Below are 19,837 nucleotides of genomic sequence, written 5' to 3'. Positions count from 1 at the left end.
GTAAAAGTCATGGTATCAAAAGAACTGAAAGTCACAAATTCAGAAGGTTTTCACATGAGACCGGCCACCAATTTCGCCAACGCGATGGCCAAATACAGCAGCGATGTAAAAATTGAATTCAATAATATGGAAGTGAACGCAAAGAGTGTAATGAACCTTATTGCGGCCTGCATCAAATTCGGCGCGGAAATCAAAATCGTGTGTGATGGTGAGGATGAAGAGGCTGCTCTCGCGGAAGCCACTAAAATGATAGAATCCGGTTTTGGAGAAGAGTAAACGAGGTGAGAAACATGCTGAAGGGGATTGCCGTATCCGACGGAATCGGAATTGGCAAAGCATATGTGATTAAAGAGGAACAGCTGACCTATGAAGCCACGGCGGAGGATGCGTCAAAAGAGCTGCAGCGCCTTCACCAGGCGGTAGACACATTCTGCCGGCGGACCGAGCAGCTGGCGGAATCCATTGCCAAATCTGTCAAACCAAAAGACGCGGAAATAATCAGAGGTCATATTCAGATGCTGAAGGATCCGTATATGATTTCTCAGATGGAAGAGAAGATACAGAGCGGCGCCAGTGCGGAAGCCGCCTGCGAGGAAGTCCTTAACCAATTTATTGCGTTGTTTTCAGGAGTTGATGACGAACTGACTCGTCAGAGGGCCACGGATGTAGCGGATATTAAAAAGCGTATGCTGAGAATTCTTCTGGGAGCAGAGGAAAAGAGCCTGGCGGAGATTCCGCCGGAAAGCGTTCTGGTAACCGAGGATCTGACCCCTTCTATGACCGCGGAAATGAAAAAGGAACATGTAGTGGGAATTGTAACAGAAAAGGGAGGAAAGACTTCTCATTCCGCAATTCTGGCAAAGGCTATGGAGATTCCGGCGGTCTTAAGCGCGGAGGGCGCCTTGAACGCTCTGAAAGACGGAGAGCCAGTCATTGTAGATGGAAGCCAGGGACTGGTGCTGCCGAATCCTCAACCGGAAGAAGAAACACGCTATCGGCAACAGAAACAGGCCTATGAAACGGAAAAGGAAATTCTGCGGGGATACATAGGCCGGGCGACTGTAACCGCGGACAACGAGACAAAAGAAGTGTTCTGCAATATTGGAAATGTGAAGGACGCGATTACCGCGGCGCAAAAAGACGGTGAGGGAATTGGCCTTTTCCGTACAGAATTTCTGTTTATGGATAAGCCGTCAGCTCCTTCCGAGGAAGAACAGTTCGAAGCCTATAAAAAAGCTGCGGAGATTTTCAACGGAAAACCGGTGATTATTAGGACTTTAGATGTAGGCGGCGATAAGGGAATCCCTTATTTGGAAATGGAGAAGGAAGAGAATCCATTTTTGGGATTTCGGGCTGTTCGGTACTGCCTGAGTCATGAAGAGCTTTATGAAACACAGCTGCGGGCGATTTTAAGGGCCAGCGCCTTCGGAAATCTGAAGATTATGGTTCCGTTGGTTACAACGGTAGCAGAAGTTCGAGCCGTCAAAGAAAAGGTTAAAAAAATCGCGGCAGAACTTGAGAAAAGCGGTATCGAATATGATCACGGCATACAGGTGGGAATCATGGTGGAAACACCGGCCGCAAGTCTGGTGGCGGATCTGCTGGCTCGGGAAAGCGATTTCTTCAGCATTGGCACCAATGACTTGACGCAATATACCATGGCTGCGGATCGAGGTAATCCGCAGGTGGCCTATCTGAACAAGCCATATGATCCCGCGGTGCTCCGTTCGATTCGCCATATCATCCGGTGCGCGAAAAACGCGGGAATTCCGGTAGGAATGTGCGGAGAGGCAGCGGCCGATCCGCTCCTGATACCATTGCTGCTGGATTTTGGACTGGAAGAATTCAGCGTAAGTCCAACGTCCGTGCTGGCAACCAGATACCAGATTTCAAAGTGGACAAAAGAATCGGCGGCATCTGTCGCGAAAGAAGTTATGAACCTGGAAACCGCAGATGCGGTGGAGAGGCTTTTACGAAGCAAAGTTGAATAAATTCATAAGGAGGAAGAAAGATGATTAAAATTGCGATTAACGGGTTTGGAAGAATCGGAAGACTGACTTTCCGCAAGGTATTCGCGGATGACCGTTATGAGGTTGTGGCTATTAACGATCTGACAAAGCCGGAGATGCTGGCGTACCTTTTAAAATATGATAGTGTGCAGGGAGCGTATCGGGATCACAGCGTGGAGCACGATGATGAATCGATTACCGTCGATGGAAAACGGATCCGTATTTATAAAGAAGCAGATCCTTCAAAGCTTCCATGGAATGAGCTGGAAGTAGATATTGTGCTGGAATGTACCGGGTTCTTCGCTTCCAAAGCAAAATCCCAGGCACATATCGACGCGGGAGCGAAAAAGGTTCTCATTTCCGCGCCTGCGGGCAACGATCTGCCGACCATCGTTTACGGGGTAAACCATGAAACTCTGAAAAAGGAGGATAATATTGTTTCCGGAGCGTCTTGTACAACCAATTGTCTGGCGCCAATGGCAAAGGCCCTGAATGACTACCGGGAACTGCGTACTGGGTTTATGACGACGATTCATGCTTATACCGGAGATCAGATGATTCTGGACGGACCTCACAGAAAGGGCGACTTCCGCAGGGCAAGGGCCGGAGCGGTGAATATCGTGCCGAACAGTACCGGCGCGGCCAAGGCTATCGGGCTTGTTATTCCGGAACTGGCGGGAAAGCTGATCGGGTCCGCGCAGAGAGTTCCGGTTCCATCCGGCTCTATTACGATCCTGGATGCCACACTAAAGGATGAGACCGAATCGGTAAGTGTGGAAGGGCTGAATGAAGCTATGAAAAAAGAAGCCAATGAATCCTTTGGCTATACGGAAGAGCAGATTGTATCCAGCGATGTAATCGGTATGAGTTACGGCTCCCTTTTTGACGCGACTCAAACTTTGGCACAGAGATGTGGAACGAAGATTTACGAAGTAAGGGTGGTAGCCTGGTATGATAATGAGATGAGTTATGTTTCCCAGTTGGTTCGGACCCTGGGGCATATGGCGACGCTGCTGTAAACAGCGGAATGAATAAAAAGCGGAACATACCGCCTGTTAGAAGGCAGTTTGTTCCGCTTTTTTAATCAGGAGAAGAGGCAGCTTATTCTTCTTCTCCCAGAAAATGAATCAATAGGAGTCCTGCTGCCAGGGTAACAATCGCGCAGAGAACCGAAAGCACGGAAATACGCGCGGGATTGATATCCGCCAGCATGACGATGGGTGTCGCGATAATCAGACCGGTAATTGCCGCATATACATAAGAAGGTATGGTCCGGAACAGAAAGCTGACCAGCTTTGCCAAAAGAAAGGCGCCGGCGATCACGCCGATTCCCAGCGGCACGATGAAGATCAGTTGCTCCAGGGCCGCGGACAGATTCAGGCTGACCAGGGCGGTAACAAAGGTGCTGGCAATGGAAAGCAAAGGCTTATAATATCCGATGGCAGTTAAGATCATGGTTCCGGACAACCCGGGGATTACAAGGGTAGCCGCCGCAATGACGCCCACTCCCACAAGGCTTAGGACGGACAGAAAATCGCCGGACAGATTGACCTGACCAATGCTTCCTTTAAAAAACAACGGAATCAGGACAATGAGGAAAAAGATCGCCATGGTGATTACATGGGAAGCTTTTCGTCTGCCTTCATGGGTCATTTCGAGACTTTGGCGGAATTTACCGCGGATAAAAGGCAGGGTCCCCAGGATAAATCCGATAAAAAGTGTGCTGGTCGGCAGCGGAAAACGGATAAAAAAGAAGTTGATCACAACGGACAGTGCTGCCATACTGACCAGAGCGCCGATTCCATAGGGAAGCAGATACAGAAAATTCTTTTTAAAATGCTTTAGCAGATCGGCCACCGCGTTAATCAGGCTTTCATAAAAACCCAGGGCAATGGCGATGGTTCCCCCCGATATGCCGGGGGCGATGGAGGCGACTCCAATCAGAACCCCGTATAAAATTCGTTTTATCCAACTCATTGCTAATTCCCTTCTTTTATTTTATATCCTCAAATTTGAAACTGCGCGCTCCGGAAGCGTAGTCAGAAACGATCTGGCCGTTTCCGAAAAGCTTGTATTTATAGGTGACAAGTCCGTCAAGTCCAACAGGACCCCGGGCGTGAAGCTTTCCGGTACTGATCCCTACTTCCGCGCCAAACCCATAGCGGAAGCCATCCGCAAAACGGGTAGAGCAGTTCTGATATACTCCTGCTGAATCCACATCGGACATAAATCGCTGCGCGGTCTCGGGATTCTCTGTGATAATGCAATCCGTATGATGGGAGCCGTAATGGTTGATATGATCTACGGCGTCTTGCAGAGAATCTACGATTTTAACGGATAGAATCGTATCCAGATATTCGGTTTCAAAATCCGAATCTTTGGCCGGGGTACAGGCCATGAGAGCTTGGGAAGCTGTGTCTCCCCGAAACTCAATGGAGGAGCCTGCAGCCTCTGCCAGCGCCGGAAGAAAGTCATCTGCCGCAGCCCGGTGCACCAGAAGGGTTTCCGCGGCATTGCAGGCGGCCGCGTATTGCGTTTTGGAATCGATTACGATTGGAACTGCCTTTTGGAGATCCGCGTCCTTATCCACATAGACGTGACAGATTCCGTCCGCGTGCCCCATAACCGGAATTTTGGAATTTGCCATAATGTACTGAACAAACTGGTTGGAGCCTCTTGGTATAATCAGATCCACCGATTCGTGGCATTTTAGAAGTTCATCGATACCAGCCCGGTCTTCGATAAGCGCGGCAAAGCCTTTGGGCAGTCCAGCCTGGGTTCCGGCCTTGTAAAGCAGATCGAAGAGAATCCGGTTGGTTCGGGCAGCCTCACTGCCGCCTTTCAAAATCGCGCAGTTACCGCTTTTTACACAAAGGGAGGAAATCTGAACCAGCGCGTCGGGACGGGATTCGAAAATCACGCCAATTACGCCAATGGGACAGGTGGTCTTAATCAGGGTTAGATCATCATCCAGTTTTCTTTTCAGCAGTTCCTGAAAAAGAGGATCTTCCATAGCAATGAGATCTTTCATTCCGCTGATACAGTCAGAAAGCTTGTGATCGTCGAATTTGAGCCGGTTCTGAATTGGCATGGGAAGCTGATCCAAAGCCGCTTGCTTGAGATCTTCTTCGTTAGCGGCAAAAATTTCGTCTTTGTGGGCGGAAAGCGTATCGATCATGGCCTGCAGAGCCAGGTCACGGGTTTTCCTTGAAAGAGAAGCCATTTTAAAGCTGTCGGCTTTTATCGCTGCTGCTGTTTTTTTGTAATCCATTGATTTAACATCCTTTCTAAAAACGCTTTTATAAAATGATTGATTTCCAGATAATTTTTTTCTCCCCCGTTCTCCAAAATCAGAAAGCCTTCCTGGCAGGAAGGATACTTATGGAACGGCTCTGTATCCATCCGCATGGCTCGCAGATCCACCAACGTAAGACCTGCCTGCCGGAGCAGCGGCAGGGAAATTCGGAATGTTTTCGAATCGGGTTTGAATACTGCGAAGCAAGGAATTCCTTCATGCTCAAAACAATGGTAGGAAACGGTTTTCGCGCCCTGGCGTCCGGAGACATTCAGCTCGTTTCCAGACAGTTGAACTTTTTCTACGGCCAGATTGGAAATCTCGGAAGCTTTTGCGCGGATCGGAAAGCCCATGTGATACATGGCCCGGTGCAGATCCATTTTTTCCAGTACCGGAAGGAGACGATAAAGCTGGACAATATCATCGTGATTATGGAGAAGGATGGTTCTTTTAACAGAAGGATCTCCTTCCGCAAGATAACGATAATAAAGCTCCACGCTTTCTTTTCCCGAAATCTCATCTTTTCGGCTGCTCCAGAGTCCCATATAATTTTCCACTGTTTTCTGCTTCAGATTGGGAAGAAACTTCCGAATAGGGGAGTAGTTTTTGACAAGAAGAAAGAGATCCAGATTAAAGGGAAGCTGCTTCGCCGCTTCTCCGGCACGTCCTTTGAGAAAGGGCAGATCAAAGCGCTGTCCGTTATAAGTAAGGAGCACATCCGATTTTTTCAGCGCGGACAAATACGCGGACAGGGTTTCCTGCTCCTGCTCCAGGGTCTCGGCGAAGAACTGATGTACCCGCAGGGTTCCCTCTGCCTGAGTTTCCTGCGGCGCCGAAGGGAGCAGAAGGCCGCCAAGGACAAAGCGGCTGCTGCGGGGGCTGAGACCGGTTGTCTCAATATCAGCGGCTGCCAGCTTCATATCTCCGAAATAAAATCGAAACGCCCGTGATGTATATAATTTCGCTGTCAGTTGATTGGTAATGTGTTCCATAATGGTTTCTTTCCTCAGTAGTAGAATTATACCATATAATATTCCGTCGGGAAACAGTTACAAAAAACAAAACAGACTGCAGGGGAGCAGTCTGTTTTGTTCAAAAGGGGTATTGGGATTAGAGATTAATGAGGTTATCAGGGGGATAACCACAATTTGATTATAGCCGCTCATGTCAAAAAAATCAAGGGGTTGTCTTAAAATTTTAGAAAAAAGAAATTTTTGAGGGAATTTGTCGTATTTTTTTGCTATAAAATGGCATTTTTGGATTATATAATTGATACAGGAGGCACAGCCTCACAGAAGTTTTGAAAAACCCGGAAGGGAAGCGTAAATGATCAATGAGATTAAGGAGGACGTATACGTGGAAGTTTTAAAAGTATCAGCAAAATCAAATCCGAATTCGGTGGCAGGAGCACTTGCAGGAGTATTGAGAGAAAAGGGCGGAGCAGAGATTCAGTCGATTGGAGCAGGAGCGCTCAATCAGGCGGTAAAGGCTATTGCCATCGCCAGGGGCTTTGTGGCGCCAAGCGGGATTGACCTCGTAACGGTTCCCGCTTTTACTGACATTGAAATCGAAGGAGAAGAACGAACCGCGATCAAACTGATCGTAGAACCTCGTTAGGCGAAAGCTTACATACAGCTGTCTGCAGCTGTAAAACTTTTTTCTGCCTTTTGATTGGAGGGGGACTTTATCTATTGCGGCTTTTCTGAATTTATCGTATACTGATACCGTCATATATACTAAGAAGAAAGGACGAGAGAAGAATGGACGCAATCAGCGAACGAATAAAAGAAAGCCGCAAGATTGTGATTAAGGTCGGAAGCAATGTTCTTTCGGATGATCACGGTGCCGTAAACCGGGAGGTACTCCATAATATTGTAGAACAGGCCAGCGATCTGATGAAGAAAAACAAGCAGGTCATTATGGTCTCTTCAGGCGCGGGAATCTGCGGCGTTGGAGCGATTAATAAATGGAGCCGCAGAGGCGATATGAACTATAAGCAGGCCCTGTGCGCCATTGGACAGGTAGAGCTGATGATGGCGTACAAGGAGTATTTTGCCGATTACGATATTCATGTGGGGCAGATTCTTTTAACCAGCGGTGATTTTAAAGAGCCGCACCGGACGCTGAATATCCGCAACGCTTTATTTACACTGGTTGATGAAGGCGTTGTCCCGGTGATTAATGAAAACGACAGTGTGAGTGTAGATGAAATTAAAATCGGAGATAACGATACCCTCAGCGCCCACACAGCTAATCTGTGGAACGCGGATCTTCTCATTATCCTCAGCGATATTGACGGGGTATACGACAAGGACCCGAAGAACCGCCAGGACGCGAAACTGATCGAAGAAGTCGCGGATATCGATCAACTGCTGAAAACCATTGATATCGGGGAGAAAAGCAGTTTTGGAACAGGCGGAATCGCGACCAAAATCGAAGCGGCCCGTCTTGTGAACCAGTACGGGATTCCTATGATACTGCTTAACGGTAAAAAGCCGGATATTATAAAAAAGGCGCTGAATCAGGAAGAAACAGGGACCGTGTTTACAGGGAGGTAGAGGAAAGATGAAAATTGGTTTTATAGGCGCAGGAAACATGGGTGGAGCGATCTTAAAAGGGTATGCTCCTTTCGCGGAAAGAAACGGTGATAAAATTTTCGTTTACGATAAAAAGGAAGAAGTTCGAAGCGGCCTTGAAGAGGCGTTTCCCGCTGTTACAGCCTGCGGCAGGGAGACAGAACTGGTGGAAAAAAGCGATATTGTGATTTTGGGAGTAAAACCAAATCTCTTTGAAACGCTTCTTCCGGAAATCGCGGATGTATGCACAACCGATCAATTGATTATTTCTATGGCCGCGGGTATCCGTATTTCTCTGATCGAGGGGTATCTGGGCGCGGATAAAAAGATCATACGGATTATGCCAAATACGCCGGCCCAGGTGGGAGAAGCCATGACCGCGATCTGCCGGAACGGAAACGTAGGGGAAGATGATTTTGGACATGCTCTCGCGATTTTCAATTCGATTGGCAGGGCAATGGAGGTTGAAGAATCTTTATTGCATTGCGTGATCGGAGTGAGCGGAAGCAGTCCGGCCTATACCTATATGTATATAGAGGCCCTGATAAAGGCGGCTCAGGCAAATGGCATGGAGGCGTCTAAGGCGAGAGTTTTCGCGGCTCAGGCTGTACTGGGAGCCGCCAAAATGGTGCTGGAAAGTGATCTCAGCGCAGAACAGCTGAGAATTAATGTCTGCTCGCCGGGAGGAACGACCATCGAAGCGGTAAACTGTCTCTTTGAAAACGGATTTGAAGAAAAGGTGCAGGAAGGATTCCAGGCCGCGGTGGACAAGTCCAAATCTATGACAAAGTAGCAGGAGGAATTATGATCTTTGAAGAAAAACGAATCAGCAGCCAGAGAATTTATGAAGGGGCTATTTTAAACCTGAGAAGAGATACAGTGACCGTTCCGGGTGGAACTGCCTATCGGGAGATTGTTGAGCATAACGGAGCGGTAGCCATTGTTCCAATTACAAAAGAAGGAAAATTAGTGATGGTAAAACAGTTCCGCTACCCCAGCGGGAAGGTCCTTCTGGAAATTCCGGCGGGAAAGATCGATAAGGGAGAAACAAACCCGGAAGAGACCGCCCGCAGAGAATTAAAAGAAGAAACCGGATATACGGCGGAACATTTCCATTATATGGGAAGTATAAACCCCAGTGTAGCTTATACAGAGGAGGTAATCCATCTGTACGCGGCTACGGGGCTGATACCGGGAGAAGCAGATCCGGATGAGGATGAAGCTTTGGAGCTTGTGGAGTACGATTTTGGCGAAGCCTATAAAATGGCAGCTTCCGGCAAGCTGGTGGACGCCAAGACCATTGCCGCCGTTTTTATGGCGAAAGAACAACTGGATATAAAATAGCCTCAAGGCCGCAGCCAAGGGCGATGACAGCGGCTAACAGGAGGGTGACGCACAGATAGGAACCGGAGAATTCTCTCAGGTTCCTTTTTGCTGCGCGTTTTTTTGCAAGAGAGAGAAGCGCGTAGTTCACCGCGGCGGCAGACGCCAGTATAAAAGCCGGCAGCAGGAACAAATTCTGAGGCACAAGAGAGGTAAGAATCACAAGCAGCCCCTGATCTTTTAACGTTTCCGCGATCAGGCCTGTACAAAAACCCAGTGCCATTCCCTTATAGGTAAGAGCGGCAAGGGCTACAGGAAAACCCAGTGCTGACAGGCCGGAAAGAAAGATAATCAGCAGGAGAAACAGGTTGTTTGAAAGGGATGAAAAAAACGGGTTGGGATATTCCATAGCCCCTTGATCCATATAGAGATATTGCTGAAGGTATCCCGCGATATTGCTTTTTTCTCCGGCCCCCATAGTCAGTTCCAGGAAAATTCCGGTGGATATTCCCGTAAGGAAGAAAAAGACAGAGAGCAGGAGCGTCTTCCCGCTTCCCGCGGCCAGTGATATAGACTGACTCAGCATATGCATCTGGTTTCTTTGAAATCGTTTCATCTTATGTGCCTCCTTCTACTTAGCTAACTTATGTGCGTAAACTATCTATTATTACAGGAACTTTTCTTCGTTAAAAAATAGTGGGATTCGCCAAAATGGCATTGTAACCGACAAGTCTATGGATTATAATGGAAATGTATATGTGGCTGTGTGAGTGCGAGGAGGGATATAGAGGAATGCTCCTGGAACAGTTCTTTGATTATTTAAAAAATGAGAAAAAGATGGCAAAAAATACGCTGGAAGCCTATAAGCGGGATGTTCTGGAATTTGCGGCTTTTGAAGAGGCAAGGGGAATTTCGGATTTGCGGCAGACTCAGGGGACGGAAGTTGTCGCTTTCTTACTGAAGCTGAAAAACACGGGAAAATCAGCGGCTACGGTAAACCGCAAGCTAGCGTCCATACGCGCGTTTTACAATTATCTGCAGGCTAGAGAAGAGATCCATGAAAACCCCGCCCACAATATAAAATCCCCCAAAATCGAACGTAAGGAACTGGAATTTTTAACAATGGAAGAAACAAACCGACTGCTGGCTCTTCCGGATAAAAGCCTGAAGGGGACTAGGGACAGCGCGGTTCTGGAGCTTTTATACGCTACAGGGATCCGGGTCAGCGAGTTGATTGATACAAATGTAGAAGATATCAACCTGCGAATGGGCTTTATTACTTGCGCGGCAGATCAGCGCAGAGCGCGGATTATTCCGATCGGGCGTCCGGCGCGAGCTGCTCTTGAAAATTATATTTATGAGGCCAGAGATCAGCTCCTGAGAGAAAATAAGGAGGAACCGGCTCTTTTTGTGAATTATCACGGACAGAGGATCACGCGGCAGGGGCTATGGAAAATTTTAAAAGAATATGGGAAAAAGGCAGGGCTCGAGGAAAAGCTGACCCCCAATATTATAAGAAATTCTTTTGCGGTTCATATGCTCCAGAACGGGGCGGATCTCAAGTCTCTGCAGGAATTGATGGGGCATGAGGATCTTTCCGCTACGGAGGTTTATCTGTCTGTTACAAAAAACCGAATTAAAGATGTATATGATAAAACTCATCCGAGGGCATAGGATGAGTTTATTTTTTTCTTTTTGAGTGTTATCTATGTTTTGAATCTTAAAAAAAGTGAATAAAAATGCATATAGTATGAAAGATTATTCAAACATAAAATGGAGATGTACAGCAAACTAGTTATAAAAAAACATGGAAATACAATTAAATTAATAAGAGAAAAAGAAGGGATATTGTCGAAGAAAAACAAATTATCAGTAAAACCAAGGCTTTCAAGGAATATTGAAACAGATAAATTAAAAAAATAAGGGTTTTTTAAAAGAAATTTTTCCCAGTTTTCGCAAAAATAATACTGCATACTAGTGATAGCAAGGGATAGGGAACAATTTGACTTTTTGCATAAACGATGGTATAGTGTTACCCGTGTTATTCAATAAAAGCTGGAAAAAGGAACAAAGAGAGGCTTTTATGAGGAAAAAAATTGTAACCTGTGCGGTAACATTAACAATCATGGCGGGCATATTCTGCTTTCCTGCACATGGTCACACGGCGACAGAATCTCAAGGTCAGGCAGAGCAGCAGAAAACTGCGGTGCCGCGGCCCGCGGCGCCGACCGGAGTAAAGAGCAAAGCGCTTAACTCGGAAACCATAAAACTGACGTGGAAAAAAGCGTCCGGCGCGTCCGGCTATGAAATTTACAGGTATTCTTTTAAAAAGAAAACCTACCGCAAAATCGGAACCACCAGTAAAACCAGCTTTAAAAGCAGGGGACTGAGGGCGGATACGCGTTACCGTTACAAGATTCGTACTGTCATCAAACAGGATGGAAAAGCGTATTACAGCCGTTTTTCGAAGACAGTGAAGCGGAAGACACAGAAAAGCGACGGTCAGAAGGTCGTCGCGAAGGCAAGAAAAAAGATCGGCGCCAGTTACAGAGCGGGCGCGTCGGGGCCAAAGGCCTTTGACTGCAGCGGCTTTGTCTACTGGGTATACAAAACTTCGGATGTAGATACAAAGAAGAAGGTCGCGAGGACGTCTTCTGCAGGGCTGAGCCAGTCTTTGAAGAAGTATAAGGTGGGCTCTTCCATTAAGAGTCTGAAAAAGGCAAAAGCCGGAGATATTCTGCTTTTTACAAACGGCGGCAGCTACAGCCACGCCGGAATCTACTCCGGAAAGGGAAAACTGATCCACGCGGCTAACGCGCGGAAAGGGGTTGTTTCCCAGAGCGTCAGACAGCTGCATAATTCAGGAACCAGAGTGGCGGCAATCATTCGAGTTGTGGAATAAGGAAAAAATAAAAAATTTCCTTGCATTAAACGTCCTTCCATGCTAAAATGTTTGATGTTATTACGGGCGGTCCTCTGGATGCGGGAAAGGCACCACGAACGTCTTGGAGGGAAGGAGGAAACAAGCAATGAATGTAATGCAGTCAATTGTACAGGATTACCTTAAGACAGATATCCCTGCGTTTAATGTGGGAGACACTGTAAGAGTGCACATTAAAATTAAAGAAGGATCCAGAGAGAGGATTCAGGTTTTTGAAGGATTTGTACTGAAAAAGCAGAACGGCGGAATCAGCGAAACTTTCACAGTAAGAAGAATCGCTTCCGGCGTAGGCGTTGAAAAGACATTCCCGATTCATTCACCACTGGTTGAAAAAATCGAAGTTGTGAGAAGAGGCGATGTCAGAAGAGCAAAACTTCACTATATGCGTGAAAGAACTGGTAAATCTGCTAAGATTAAGGCGAAGGAGTACAGCGAAGAACAGCTGGCGGCAATCGCGGAAGCAAAGGCGGCGGCAGACGCGGAAGCAGCGGCAAAAGCCGCTGAGGCTGAAAAGGCAGCAGCCGAAGCCGAAGTACCCGCGGAAGCAGACGCGCCTGCGGCAGAGGAAAAGACAGAAGAATAATCTTTTGAATGCGGCAAGAGGAACCCAAAAGGTTCCTCTTTTTGTCTTAGCGGCTGAGGAGAGGAAAAAGGATGGAACATATTAACTGGTATCCGGGTCATATGAAAAAAACCCGGGAACTGATACAGGAGAATTTAAAGCTGGTAGACGCGGTTTTGGAAGTAATCGACGCCAGAATTCCCAGATCCAGCAGGAATCCTATCATTGATGAACTAGTAAAAGGAAAAAAAAGAATTTTGGTTTTTAATAAGAGCGATCTTGCCGACAATGAGGCAACAAAAGCGTGGGCCGAGGAGTTTCAGCGGCAGGGATTTCTTTCGCTGACGACAAATTGCATGTCGGGGGAGGGAACGGTCCGGCTGCTGAAGCGGCTGGAAAATCTGCAGGAAGAAAAGAACCGGGGACAGGCGAGAAAAAAGCCTTACCGCCTGATGATCGTAGGCGTTCCCAATGTGGGGAAATCTTCTCTGATCAACCGTCTGACTGGAAGAAAAAGCACCCAGACCGGAGACCGGCCGGGAGTGACAAAGGGAAAGCAGTGGCTCAGCCTTCCAGGCAACATGCAGCTTTTGGATACCCCGGGGATCCTGTGGCCTAAATTTGAGGATCCCGAGGTAGGCCTTAATCTGGCTTTCTGTGGCTCTATCAAGGACGAAATTCTGGATGTGGCCAGTTTGGCCCTGGAATTGATTTCTCTGCTTCAGAGGGACTATCCGGAGCTTCTGGCGCAACGGTATAAGCTGGAAGAGCTGCCACAGACTCCGTTGGAAACGATGGAGGCCGCGGCGCGGAAACGGGGATGCATCCTTCCGGGGAAAAAAATCGATTATGAGCGGATCGCGAGAGTGGTACTGGACGAGTTCCGGTCCGGAAAAATCGGAAAAATTACGTTGGAGAAAGTCAAATGAATAAGAAAGAACGGGAACTATTTCAGCGGCAGCGTCTTGAAGAAATGAAACAGTTTGAAAAAGAAATCTGCGGAGAAGAGGCGGCGTGCATCGCGGGCGTGGATGAAGCGGGGAGGGGCCCGCTGGCAGGTCCGGTTGTGGCGGCGGCAGTTGTGCTTCCCCGGGATTTTGATGTGCCGGGGATCGATGATTCCAAAAAGCTGACGGAAAAGAGACGAGAAGCGATGTATCCGATTATAAAAGAGACTGCGCTGGCCTGGGGAATCGGGATTGTGGATCACGAAAAAATCGATGAGATCAATATTCTGCAGGCTGCCAGAGAAGCAATGCGTCAGGCGGTGTCAGAGGCTTCTCGCAAACTGGCGGCGAAGGGGATGAAGCTGGATCATATCCTGTTTGACGCTATGACAATTGAGGATATCTCCATTCCCCAGACAAACGTAATAAAAGGGGACAGCAAAAGCCTTTCGATTGCCGCTGCTTCCATTTTGGCGAAGGTTACACGGGATCGGATGATGGTGGAATTCGCGGCTCAGTATCCGGGCTATGGATTCGAAAAGAATAAAGGGTACGGGACAAAAGCTCATTATGAAGGCCTGCGGACTAGGGGAGTATGCCCCATCCACCGAAAAACCTTTCTGAAAAACCTCTAAAACCAAAAAGCCCGTGTCTTCCTATGTGGAAAACAGGGCTTTTTTTCTTTGCTGCGCCTCCGGCGGGAGGCCTACTTGCGGCTCGCAGACAGAAGCTCCTGTCCGGATTCCCGGATTTTATCAGTCAGCTTGTCATAGGCGGTACTCCAGTAATCCGGATCTTCCGCGTTTTGATATTCTTCCAGATTATAGTTTTTTTCCAGGTAGCGGCTGAATACCCGGGTATATTTGACCGCGCCCAGATAATTAACATGTCTTTTATCGTAATAATCCCGGGAAAAATCCAGATCCAGCTTTTCATAGTATTCTTCGGTGTTGAATTCCAGCAGAGGATATCCGGCGTCTTTAATAACCGAAGCGATGGTATTGGATTTTTCTCTCTGTTCTTTTGTCATAACATAGGGCGCGTCCACAAAGAGAATCTGACAGTCTAATGTGTCGCAGTACTCCAGAAGCTCCGCCAGCTCCAAAGCGCTTTCTTCTTCCAGATCCATCTTCTTTGTGGACATATTGGGATTTTTTTGAGGCACAGAAGTAAAGACCTTCGGCTGGTAGGCCGCGTAGCCTCCGTAATCGGTAGTTGGATAAATGGAAATCAGATCGTCAAGATTCAAATCCGCGTTCCACCTCTGGTGATATTTAAGGAAAGGAATATACCAGGATAAATCATCACTGTCAATATCATTACTTCCATAAGACGCGTACTCGAACCCTTCTTCCAATGCCTCCAGCTTTGTGGAGGACCACTTCATGTTGTCCGTGACCCGGCGCATGCGTGTATCGGTGATGTCGTCGGCATCATTTGTAAAGGTTCGGATGTCAATAATAAATAGCTGAACGTCCTGAGTTTTTAGGACCTCCTCCATCATAGGCTGAAGAAACACAGAGGAAATGCTGGAAATCGCGAAGGGATAAACCGCCATTCCGGTTTCCTTCCATGCCTGCGGGGAAATCCAGTAACGATCAACGGAACTGGTTCCAAGATAAACTGCATCCAGCGTATCTTCTTCCATGGCATAGAACGTATTCCACTTTTCCTTGGACCCGTCTGCCGCCTCTCCGGAAGGAAAGGAGAATATAATGTTGATATAAATAAAAACAAGAATTACACACAATAAGAACACTACACCTTTTTTTATCTCTCTTTTCTTCATTCTCTGTAATGCCCTTTACTGAAATTATAAACTTAAGATGACTTTATTTTAGCAGAAAAAAATGATGAATGTATAGGGAAATATTAGAATTAACATGAAATTTACATATCCTAAGGAGAAAGGAATGTGTTTATAAAGGTTGGGGAAGATATTAAAGAAAATAGGGATATAATCATGTTAAGTATCGGAGGAGGTTTAATTGTTTCGGCATATGTATGAGTTCCAATGTAAGATCTGGATTGTTTTGTAATTGCTATCATGATATAATTTTCGAAAAGAGGAGGGAGGATTTATGGCATTACCGAAGGAAAAATTATATACCGTTGATGATATTTATGCTTTGTCGGATGGAACACGGGCTGAGTTAATTGACGGCGAGATGTATATGATGACTCCACCTGGAAGAAAGCATCAAGAGTTGGTATCGTTTTTGCATTTGGAAATTGGGAATTTTATTCGTAATAAGAATGGGAATTGTAAAATATACCCGGCTCCATTTGCAGTCTTTCTCAACGAAGACGACCGAACTTATGTAGAGCCAGATATTAGCGTTATCTGTGACGAATCTAAACTGGATGACCGTGGTTGCAACGGAGCGCCTGACTGGGTGATTGAGATTGTATCGCCGAGCAGTAGGAAGATGGACTATTTTACAAAATTATTCAAATACCGGATGTCAGGAGTAAAAGAATATTGGATCGTAGATCCTGACAAAAATCAAGTGATGGTATATGAGTTCGATAAAGATGATGTCAGCGCCTATTCGTTTTCTGATGAAATTTCGGTTGGGATTTATGATGGAGATTTGAAGATAAAATTGAATAACATATTGTAATCAAACTTTTTTTACGTTGAAATTTGAACACTAGTTCTTAAACATGGAATTTACAAAAAAGCCGCGAGGGAGGGGCGTGGGAGGCAGGAAAGATCCTGTCGAATTGGGATAAAGTTCTTGATTAAAAAAAACAGGAATGGTATCATTAAACTGTTATACGACTGACGGATAAAAGTGGAATTGACCACATGAAGTATAATGGAAGCGAGCCGGCCGTCTGGGCATTTGTCCGGACAGTCAGGCTTTTTTGCATTTTGAAAAGAAACATTAGAAAAAGGAGAGCGAAATATGGAAGTGAAAAGCGACATTCAGATTGCGCAGGAAACAGAGATGAAAGATATCCGGGAGATTGCTAAATCAGCGGGCCTGGATGAAAAGTACATTGAACTTTATGGAAATTATAAAGCAAAGGTGGATTATAATCTTTTAGAAGAAAAGAAGGATGCTCCGGACGGAAAAGTAATTCTGGTGACGGCCATTTCACCGACTCCGGCAGGAGAAGGAAAGACGACAACGACAGTCGGCCTTGCAGACGCGCTGAAAAGAATCGATAAACGTGTTCTGGTAGCCCTGAGAGAGCCTTCTCTCGGTCCGGTATTCGGAATTAAAGGCGGCGCGGCGGGAGGCGGTTACGCGCAGGTGGTGCCGATGGAGGATATCAATCTGCATTTTACCGGCGATATGCATGCGATCGGAGCGGCCAACAACCTGCTTGCCGCTATGCTGGACAACCATATTCAACAGGGAAATTCTCTCGGGATCGATCCGCGGAAGATCACCTGGAAACGCTGTGTGGACATGAATGACCGCCAGCTTCGCTTTGTTGTGGACGGTCTGGGAGGAAAACCAAACGGAACTCCGAGGGAAGACGGATTTGATATCACCGTTGCCAGTGAAATCATGGCGATTCTCTGCCTGGCCAGTGATATTGAAGATCTGAAAGAACGGGTTTCCAGAATTATTGTGGGATATACTTATGACGACCAGCCGGTTACAGCGGGACAGCTGAAAGCCCAGGGCGCTCTGGCCGCTCTGCTGAAAGACGCGCTGAAGCCGAACCTGGTGCAGACTCTGGAGCATACACCCGCCTTCATTCACGGCGGCCCGTTTGCCAACATCGCCCACGGCTGTAATTCCATCATGGCGACCCGGATGGCGATGAAAATGGCGGATTATGTGGTAACAGAAGCAGGATTTGGCGCGGATCTGGGCGCGGAAAAATTCCTGGATATTAAATGCCGCATGGCAGGTATTAAGCCTTCCGCGGTTGTTATTGTGGCGACGGTTCGCGCCCTCAAACATCATGGCGGCGTCGCAAAAGGAGAGTTAGGACAAGAAAATCTGGAGGCTCTGGAAAAGGGACTTCCAAATCTGCTGCAGCATGTGGAAAACATTACAAAGGTTTACGGATTGCCAGCAGTTGTGGCTATCAACCGTTTCCCGACCGATACAGAAGCTGAGCTCGCGCTGGTGGAAAATAAATGTAAAGAGCTGGGAGTTAACGTGGCCCTGAGCGAAGTCTGGGGCAAGGGCGGAGAAGGCGGCGTCGCGCTGGCGGAAGAAGTCGTGCGTCTCTGCGAAGAACCGAACTCCTTTACGCAGGCTTACGGACTGGATCTGTCCATCGAAGAAAAAATCCGCGCCATCGCGACGAAAATCTATCGCGCGGATGATGTGGCTATTCTGCCGGCAGCGAGAAAGCAGCTGGCGCAGCTTGAAAAGCTGGGATTTGGAGATCTTCCGATCTGCGTCGCGAAGACTCAGTACAGCTTTTCCGATGACCAGACTCTGCTGGGCGCGCCTCGGGGCTTTACCTTAACCGTACGGAACCTGAAAGTTTCCGCGGGGGCCGGATTCATCGTAGCGCTGACCGGCGATATTATGACCATGCCGGGACTTCCGAAGGTTCCGGCCGCGGAAAAAATTGATGTGGATAAGACAGGGAAAATTACAGGATTGTTTTAGAGGATTCCGCAGCTTTGGAAGTCGCAGCCGGGCAACCGGATTGTGCAGAAAGCGGAGGAAATTGAAAATATTTTGATTGCAGAAAAGGGCTCACGAAAGAGTCCTTTTTCTGTGCTTCACTGGTGAGCCATCAAACCGATCTTTAGAAAAGCAATCACCAGCTAAAATCCGGAGCCGGGGAGAGCAGATCGACATCGAGATGCAGATTGGAACGACCCGGGAACTGATGAATCGCTTTCTGTACTACCTGAGTAAACTGGTCGTGCGGGGCTTGGAAAAGGGAGAGGACTATGGTAAACTGAAAAAAAGTATCGTAATTGTGATCCTGCGGGATCGATACTTTCCGGACAGCGAACCGGCTCACAGCTGCTTTGTGATGAAGAGCCGGGAGACAGGATACGATCTGAGCGAACTGGCACAACTGCATGTACTGGAACTGGGGAAATACCGGTGGCAAGAAAAGGAAGCGGAGGAAATGAGTCCGTTGGAAGCGCTGAGCGCGTACCTGAGCTGCACCGGAGATCCGGAGAAAGAAGCCTATGTAGAGAAGCTGGTGGGGAAAGGAGATGAAGTGATCGCCATGGCGGATGAAGAACTGAAGAAGGTCAGTGAAGATGACCGGCTGTTTGCGTACCGGATGTCCAAGGAGATGTACCAGATGGATCAGGCGATTCGCATGCGGACGGCGAAAGAAGAGGGTCTTGCGGAGGGTCTGGAGAAAGGCCGAACCAGAGGCATTGCGGAAGGCATGGAAAGAGGCATTGCACAGGGCCGCAGCGAAGAACGGACGGAACTGGCGCGAAAACTGAAACAGAAAAAAATGCCGCTGGAAGAGATTATGGAACTTACAGGACTGGCGCTTGAGGAAATTGAAAAGCTTTAAACACCGAAAAAGGACTCTGAAAAGGGTTCTTTTATAATGGAAGTTCGTTTTGTTTTTTTCTGTATGCTTACAGCGATTCGAGCGCCTCATCGTCAAAAGGCACATAGCCAAGTCGCTCCAACATCTTAAACGCGTTTCCCGACTTATGAAAGTACTCGATCAGCGCGTAAATTACTTCTTTTTCCTCATTTTTCAGAAGAGAAATGTCGACTGTTTCCCGGGTGTCAATTCCCAGAAGATAATCGGTGGATACTTTAAACAGCCTGGCGAGTTCGACAAGATACTGCGTAGAAGGGATACTGACGCCCATCTCCCAGGCATTGATGGCTGAGCGGGAAAGGCCCAGCTTTTTCGCCAGAGAAACCTGCGTAAACCTGTTCTGCTCCCGCAATTCCTTAATGCGATCTGCTATCATATAAAATCACCTTAACTTCTACTATATCGAATCAAACGCACTGTTGCATTATCATCAATGACCTGAAAGTACCATTTTTGGTAATACAAATTGACAAACCTTTATCACTGGGGTAAAATCCCATCTTTGACAGTTAATTAGATAAAAAAACTTGTTATCCCTTGGAAATACTGGGTTGGCAAGCTTTTGTGTTTTGCATCGATATGTGCTATTTTTTCTTAATTGTGCTGTCTAACTGTTTGGTCGATCTGATAATGCTTCGCATCGTTGATTTTGATATGAATTCGAAGTCTGTCC

General features: G+C 47.2%; 20 protein-coding genes, 1 pseudogene and 1 riboswitch. Of the genes and pseudogenes, 15 read left to right on the top strand and 6 right to left on the bottom strand.

The window, feature by feature from the left end; all coding sequences use genetic code 11:
• The first annotated feature begins 9 nt into the window (after window positions 1–9).
• Genes H9L42_RS15765 through gap form a run of 3 tightly spaced genes read left to right on the top strand, consistent with a single transcriptional unit; the run spans window position 10 to window position 3,028 of the window.
• Window positions 10–276: an HPr family phosphocarrier protein gene (locus H9L42_RS15765; protein ID WP_187304364.1), complete on the top strand. Its 267-nt coding sequence runs from the start codon at window positions 10–12 to the stop codon at window positions 274–276.
• 14 nt (window positions 277–290) lie between these two features.
• Window positions 291–1,991, top strand: a complete 1,701-nt coding sequence (gene ptsP / locus H9L42_RS15760; RefSeq protein ID WP_187304371.1) for a phosphoenolpyruvate--protein phosphotransferase — start codon at window positions 291–293, stop codon at window positions 1,989–1,991.
• Between the two features lie 20 nt (window positions 1,992–2,011).
• On the top strand, window positions 2,012–3,028 hold the full coding sequence (gene gap / locus H9L42_RS15755) for a type I glyceraldehyde-3-phosphate dehydrogenase (RefSeq protein ID WP_187304363.1): 1,017 nt from the start codon (window positions 2,012–2,014) through the stop codon (window positions 3,026–3,028).
• Window positions 3,029–3,110: 82 nt separating this feature from the next.
• Here gap and H9L42_RS15750 read toward each other — a convergent pair whose 3' ends face one another.
• From H9L42_RS15750 to H9L42_RS15740, 3 genes are read right to left on the bottom strand one after another with little or no spacing between them, the layout of a single operon-like run.
• On the bottom strand, window positions 3,111–3,986 hold the full coding sequence (locus tag H9L42_RS15750) for a DUF368 domain-containing protein (RefSeq protein WP_187304362.1): 876 nt from the start codon (window positions 3,984–3,986) through the stop codon (window positions 3,111–3,113).
• 16 nt (window positions 3,987–4,002) lie between these two features.
• Window positions 4,003–5,280: a glutamate-5-semialdehyde dehydrogenase gene (locus tag H9L42_RS15745; RefSeq protein ID WP_187304361.1), complete on the bottom strand. Its 1,278-nt coding sequence runs from the start codon at window positions 5,278–5,280 to the stop codon at window positions 4,003–4,005.
• A complete protein-coding gene (locus H9L42_RS15740) occupies window positions 5,250–6,296 on the bottom strand; it encodes a ribonuclease H-like domain-containing protein (protein WP_187304360.1) in 1,047 nt (348 codons plus the stop codon). Before H9L42_RS15740 ends, H9L42_RS15745 begins: the two co-directional genes overlap by 31 nt.
• Before the next feature lie 364 nt (window positions 6,297–6,660).
• Between H9L42_RS15740 and H9L42_RS15735 the strand changes: the two genes are divergently transcribed.
• The 4 genes from H9L42_RS15735 (at window position 6,661) to H9L42_RS15720 (ending at window position 9,224) form a co-directional block, all read left to right on the top strand.
• On the top strand, window positions 6,661–6,921 hold the full coding sequence (locus H9L42_RS15735; protein WP_187304359.1) for a stage V sporulation protein S: 261 nt from the start codon (window positions 6,661–6,663) through the stop codon (window positions 6,919–6,921).
• 143 nt (window positions 6,922–7,064) lie between these two features.
• A complete protein-coding gene (gene proB, locus H9L42_RS15730; RefSeq protein WP_187304358.1) occupies window positions 7,065–7,862 on the top strand; it encodes a glutamate 5-kinase in 798 nt (265 codons plus the stop codon).
• 7 nt (window positions 7,863–7,869) lie between these two features.
• Window positions 7,870–8,673 carry a pyrroline-5-carboxylate reductase gene (gene proC / locus H9L42_RS15725; protein WP_187304357.1) on the top strand — a complete coding sequence of 268 codons (804 nt, stop codon included), beginning with the start codon at window positions 7,870–7,872 and terminating at the stop codon, window positions 8,671–8,673.
• 11 nt (window positions 8,674–8,684) lie between these two features.
• On the top strand, window positions 8,685–9,224 hold the full coding sequence (locus H9L42_RS15720; protein ID WP_187304356.1) for an NUDIX domain-containing protein: 540 nt from the start codon (window positions 8,685–8,687) through the stop codon (window positions 9,222–9,224).
• Here the strand turns inward: H9L42_RS15720 and H9L42_RS15715 are convergent.
• On the bottom strand, window positions 9,193–9,819 hold the full coding sequence (locus H9L42_RS15715; protein WP_187304355.1) for a stage II sporulation protein M: 627 nt from the start codon (window positions 9,817–9,819) through the stop codon (window positions 9,193–9,195). The genes H9L42_RS15720 and H9L42_RS15715 overlap by 32 nt on opposite strands.
• 176 nt (window positions 9,820–9,995) lie before the next feature.
• Here H9L42_RS15715 and H9L42_RS15710 point away from each other — a divergent pair, with 176 nt between their 5' ends.
• The 5 genes and pseudogenes from H9L42_RS15710 to H9L42_RS15690 all read left to right on the top strand — a co-directional run bounded on the left by H9L42_RS15710 (window position 9,996) and on the right by H9L42_RS15690 (window position 14,288).
• Window positions 9,996–10,877 carry a tyrosine recombinase gene (locus tag H9L42_RS15710; protein ID WP_187304354.1) on the top strand — a complete coding sequence of 294 codons (882 nt, stop codon included), beginning with the start codon at window positions 9,996–9,998 and terminating at the stop codon, window positions 10,875–10,877.
• A 409-nt stretch (window positions 10,878–11,286) separates the two neighbouring features.
• On the top strand, window positions 11,287–12,105 hold the full coding sequence (locus H9L42_RS15705; RefSeq protein WP_187304353.1) for a C40 family peptidase: 819 nt from the start codon (window positions 11,287–11,289) through the stop codon (window positions 12,103–12,105).
• 127 nt (window positions 12,106–12,232) lie between these two features.
• Window positions 12,233–12,562: pseudogene (gene rplS, locus H9L42_RS15700) on the top strand (50S ribosomal protein L19); the annotation flags it as partial.
• 236 nt (window positions 12,563–12,798) lie between these two features.
• Window positions 12,799–13,635 carry a ribosome biogenesis GTPase YlqF gene (ylqF, locus tag H9L42_RS15695; RefSeq protein ID WP_187304351.1) on the top strand — a complete coding sequence of 279 codons (837 nt, stop codon included), beginning with the start codon at window positions 12,799–12,801 and terminating at the stop codon, window positions 13,633–13,635.
• On the top strand, window positions 13,632–14,288 hold the full coding sequence (locus H9L42_RS15690; protein WP_187304350.1) for a ribonuclease HII: 657 nt from the start codon (window positions 13,632–13,634) through the stop codon (window positions 14,286–14,288). The genes ylqF and H9L42_RS15690 overlap by 4 nt, the downstream gene beginning before the upstream one ends.
• Window positions 14,289–14,359: 71 nt before the next feature.
• Here H9L42_RS15690 and H9L42_RS15685 read toward each other — a convergent pair whose 3' ends face one another.
• Window positions 14,360–15,442, bottom strand: a complete 1,083-nt coding sequence (locus tag H9L42_RS15685) for a hypothetical protein (protein ID WP_187304349.1) — start codon at window positions 15,440–15,442, stop codon at window positions 14,360–14,362.
• A gap of 292 nt (window positions 15,443–15,734) precedes the next feature.
• On the opposite strand from H9L42_RS15685, the gene H9L42_RS15680 reads away from it, so the two are divergent.
• The 3 genes from H9L42_RS15680 (at window position 15,735) to H9L42_RS15670 (ending at window position 19,125) form a co-directional block, all read left to right on the top strand.
• On the top strand, window positions 15,735–16,277 hold the full coding sequence (locus H9L42_RS15680) for a Uma2 family endonuclease (protein ID WP_187304348.1): 543 nt from the start codon (window positions 15,735–15,737) through the stop codon (window positions 16,275–16,277).
• Between the two features lie 147 nt (window positions 16,278–16,424).
• Window positions 16,425–16,507, top strand: a riboswitch (ZMP/ZTP riboswitch).
• 58 nt (window positions 16,508–16,565) lie between these two features.
• Complete coding sequence (locus H9L42_RS15675; protein WP_207735004.1) at window positions 16,566–18,242, top strand: formate--tetrahydrofolate ligase; 1,677 nt, start codon at window positions 16,566–16,568, stop codon at window positions 18,240–18,242.
• 76 nt (window positions 18,243–18,318) lie between these two features.
• Entirely contained in the window at window positions 18,319–19,125 is an 807-nt protein-coding gene (locus tag H9L42_RS15670; protein WP_283243257.1) for an Rpn family recombination-promoting nuclease/putative transposase, read from the top strand.
• 67 nt (window positions 19,126–19,192) lie between these two features.
• Here H9L42_RS15670 and H9L42_RS15665 read toward each other — a convergent pair whose 3' ends face one another.
• Window positions 19,193–19,540, bottom strand: a complete 348-nt coding sequence (locus H9L42_RS15665) for a helix-turn-helix domain-containing protein (protein ID WP_187304346.1) — start codon at window positions 19,538–19,540, stop codon at window positions 19,193–19,195.
• Between the last annotated feature and the right edge of the window lie 297 nt (window positions 19,541–19,837).

It is taken from the genome of Zhenpiania hominis, from assembly GCF_014333425.1.
GTDB classification, from domain to species: Bacteria; Bacillota; Clostridia; order Peptostreptococcales; family Anaerovoracaceae; genus Hominibacterium; species Hominibacterium hominis.
This window is presented reverse-complemented; position numbering and strand designations above follow the sequence as displayed.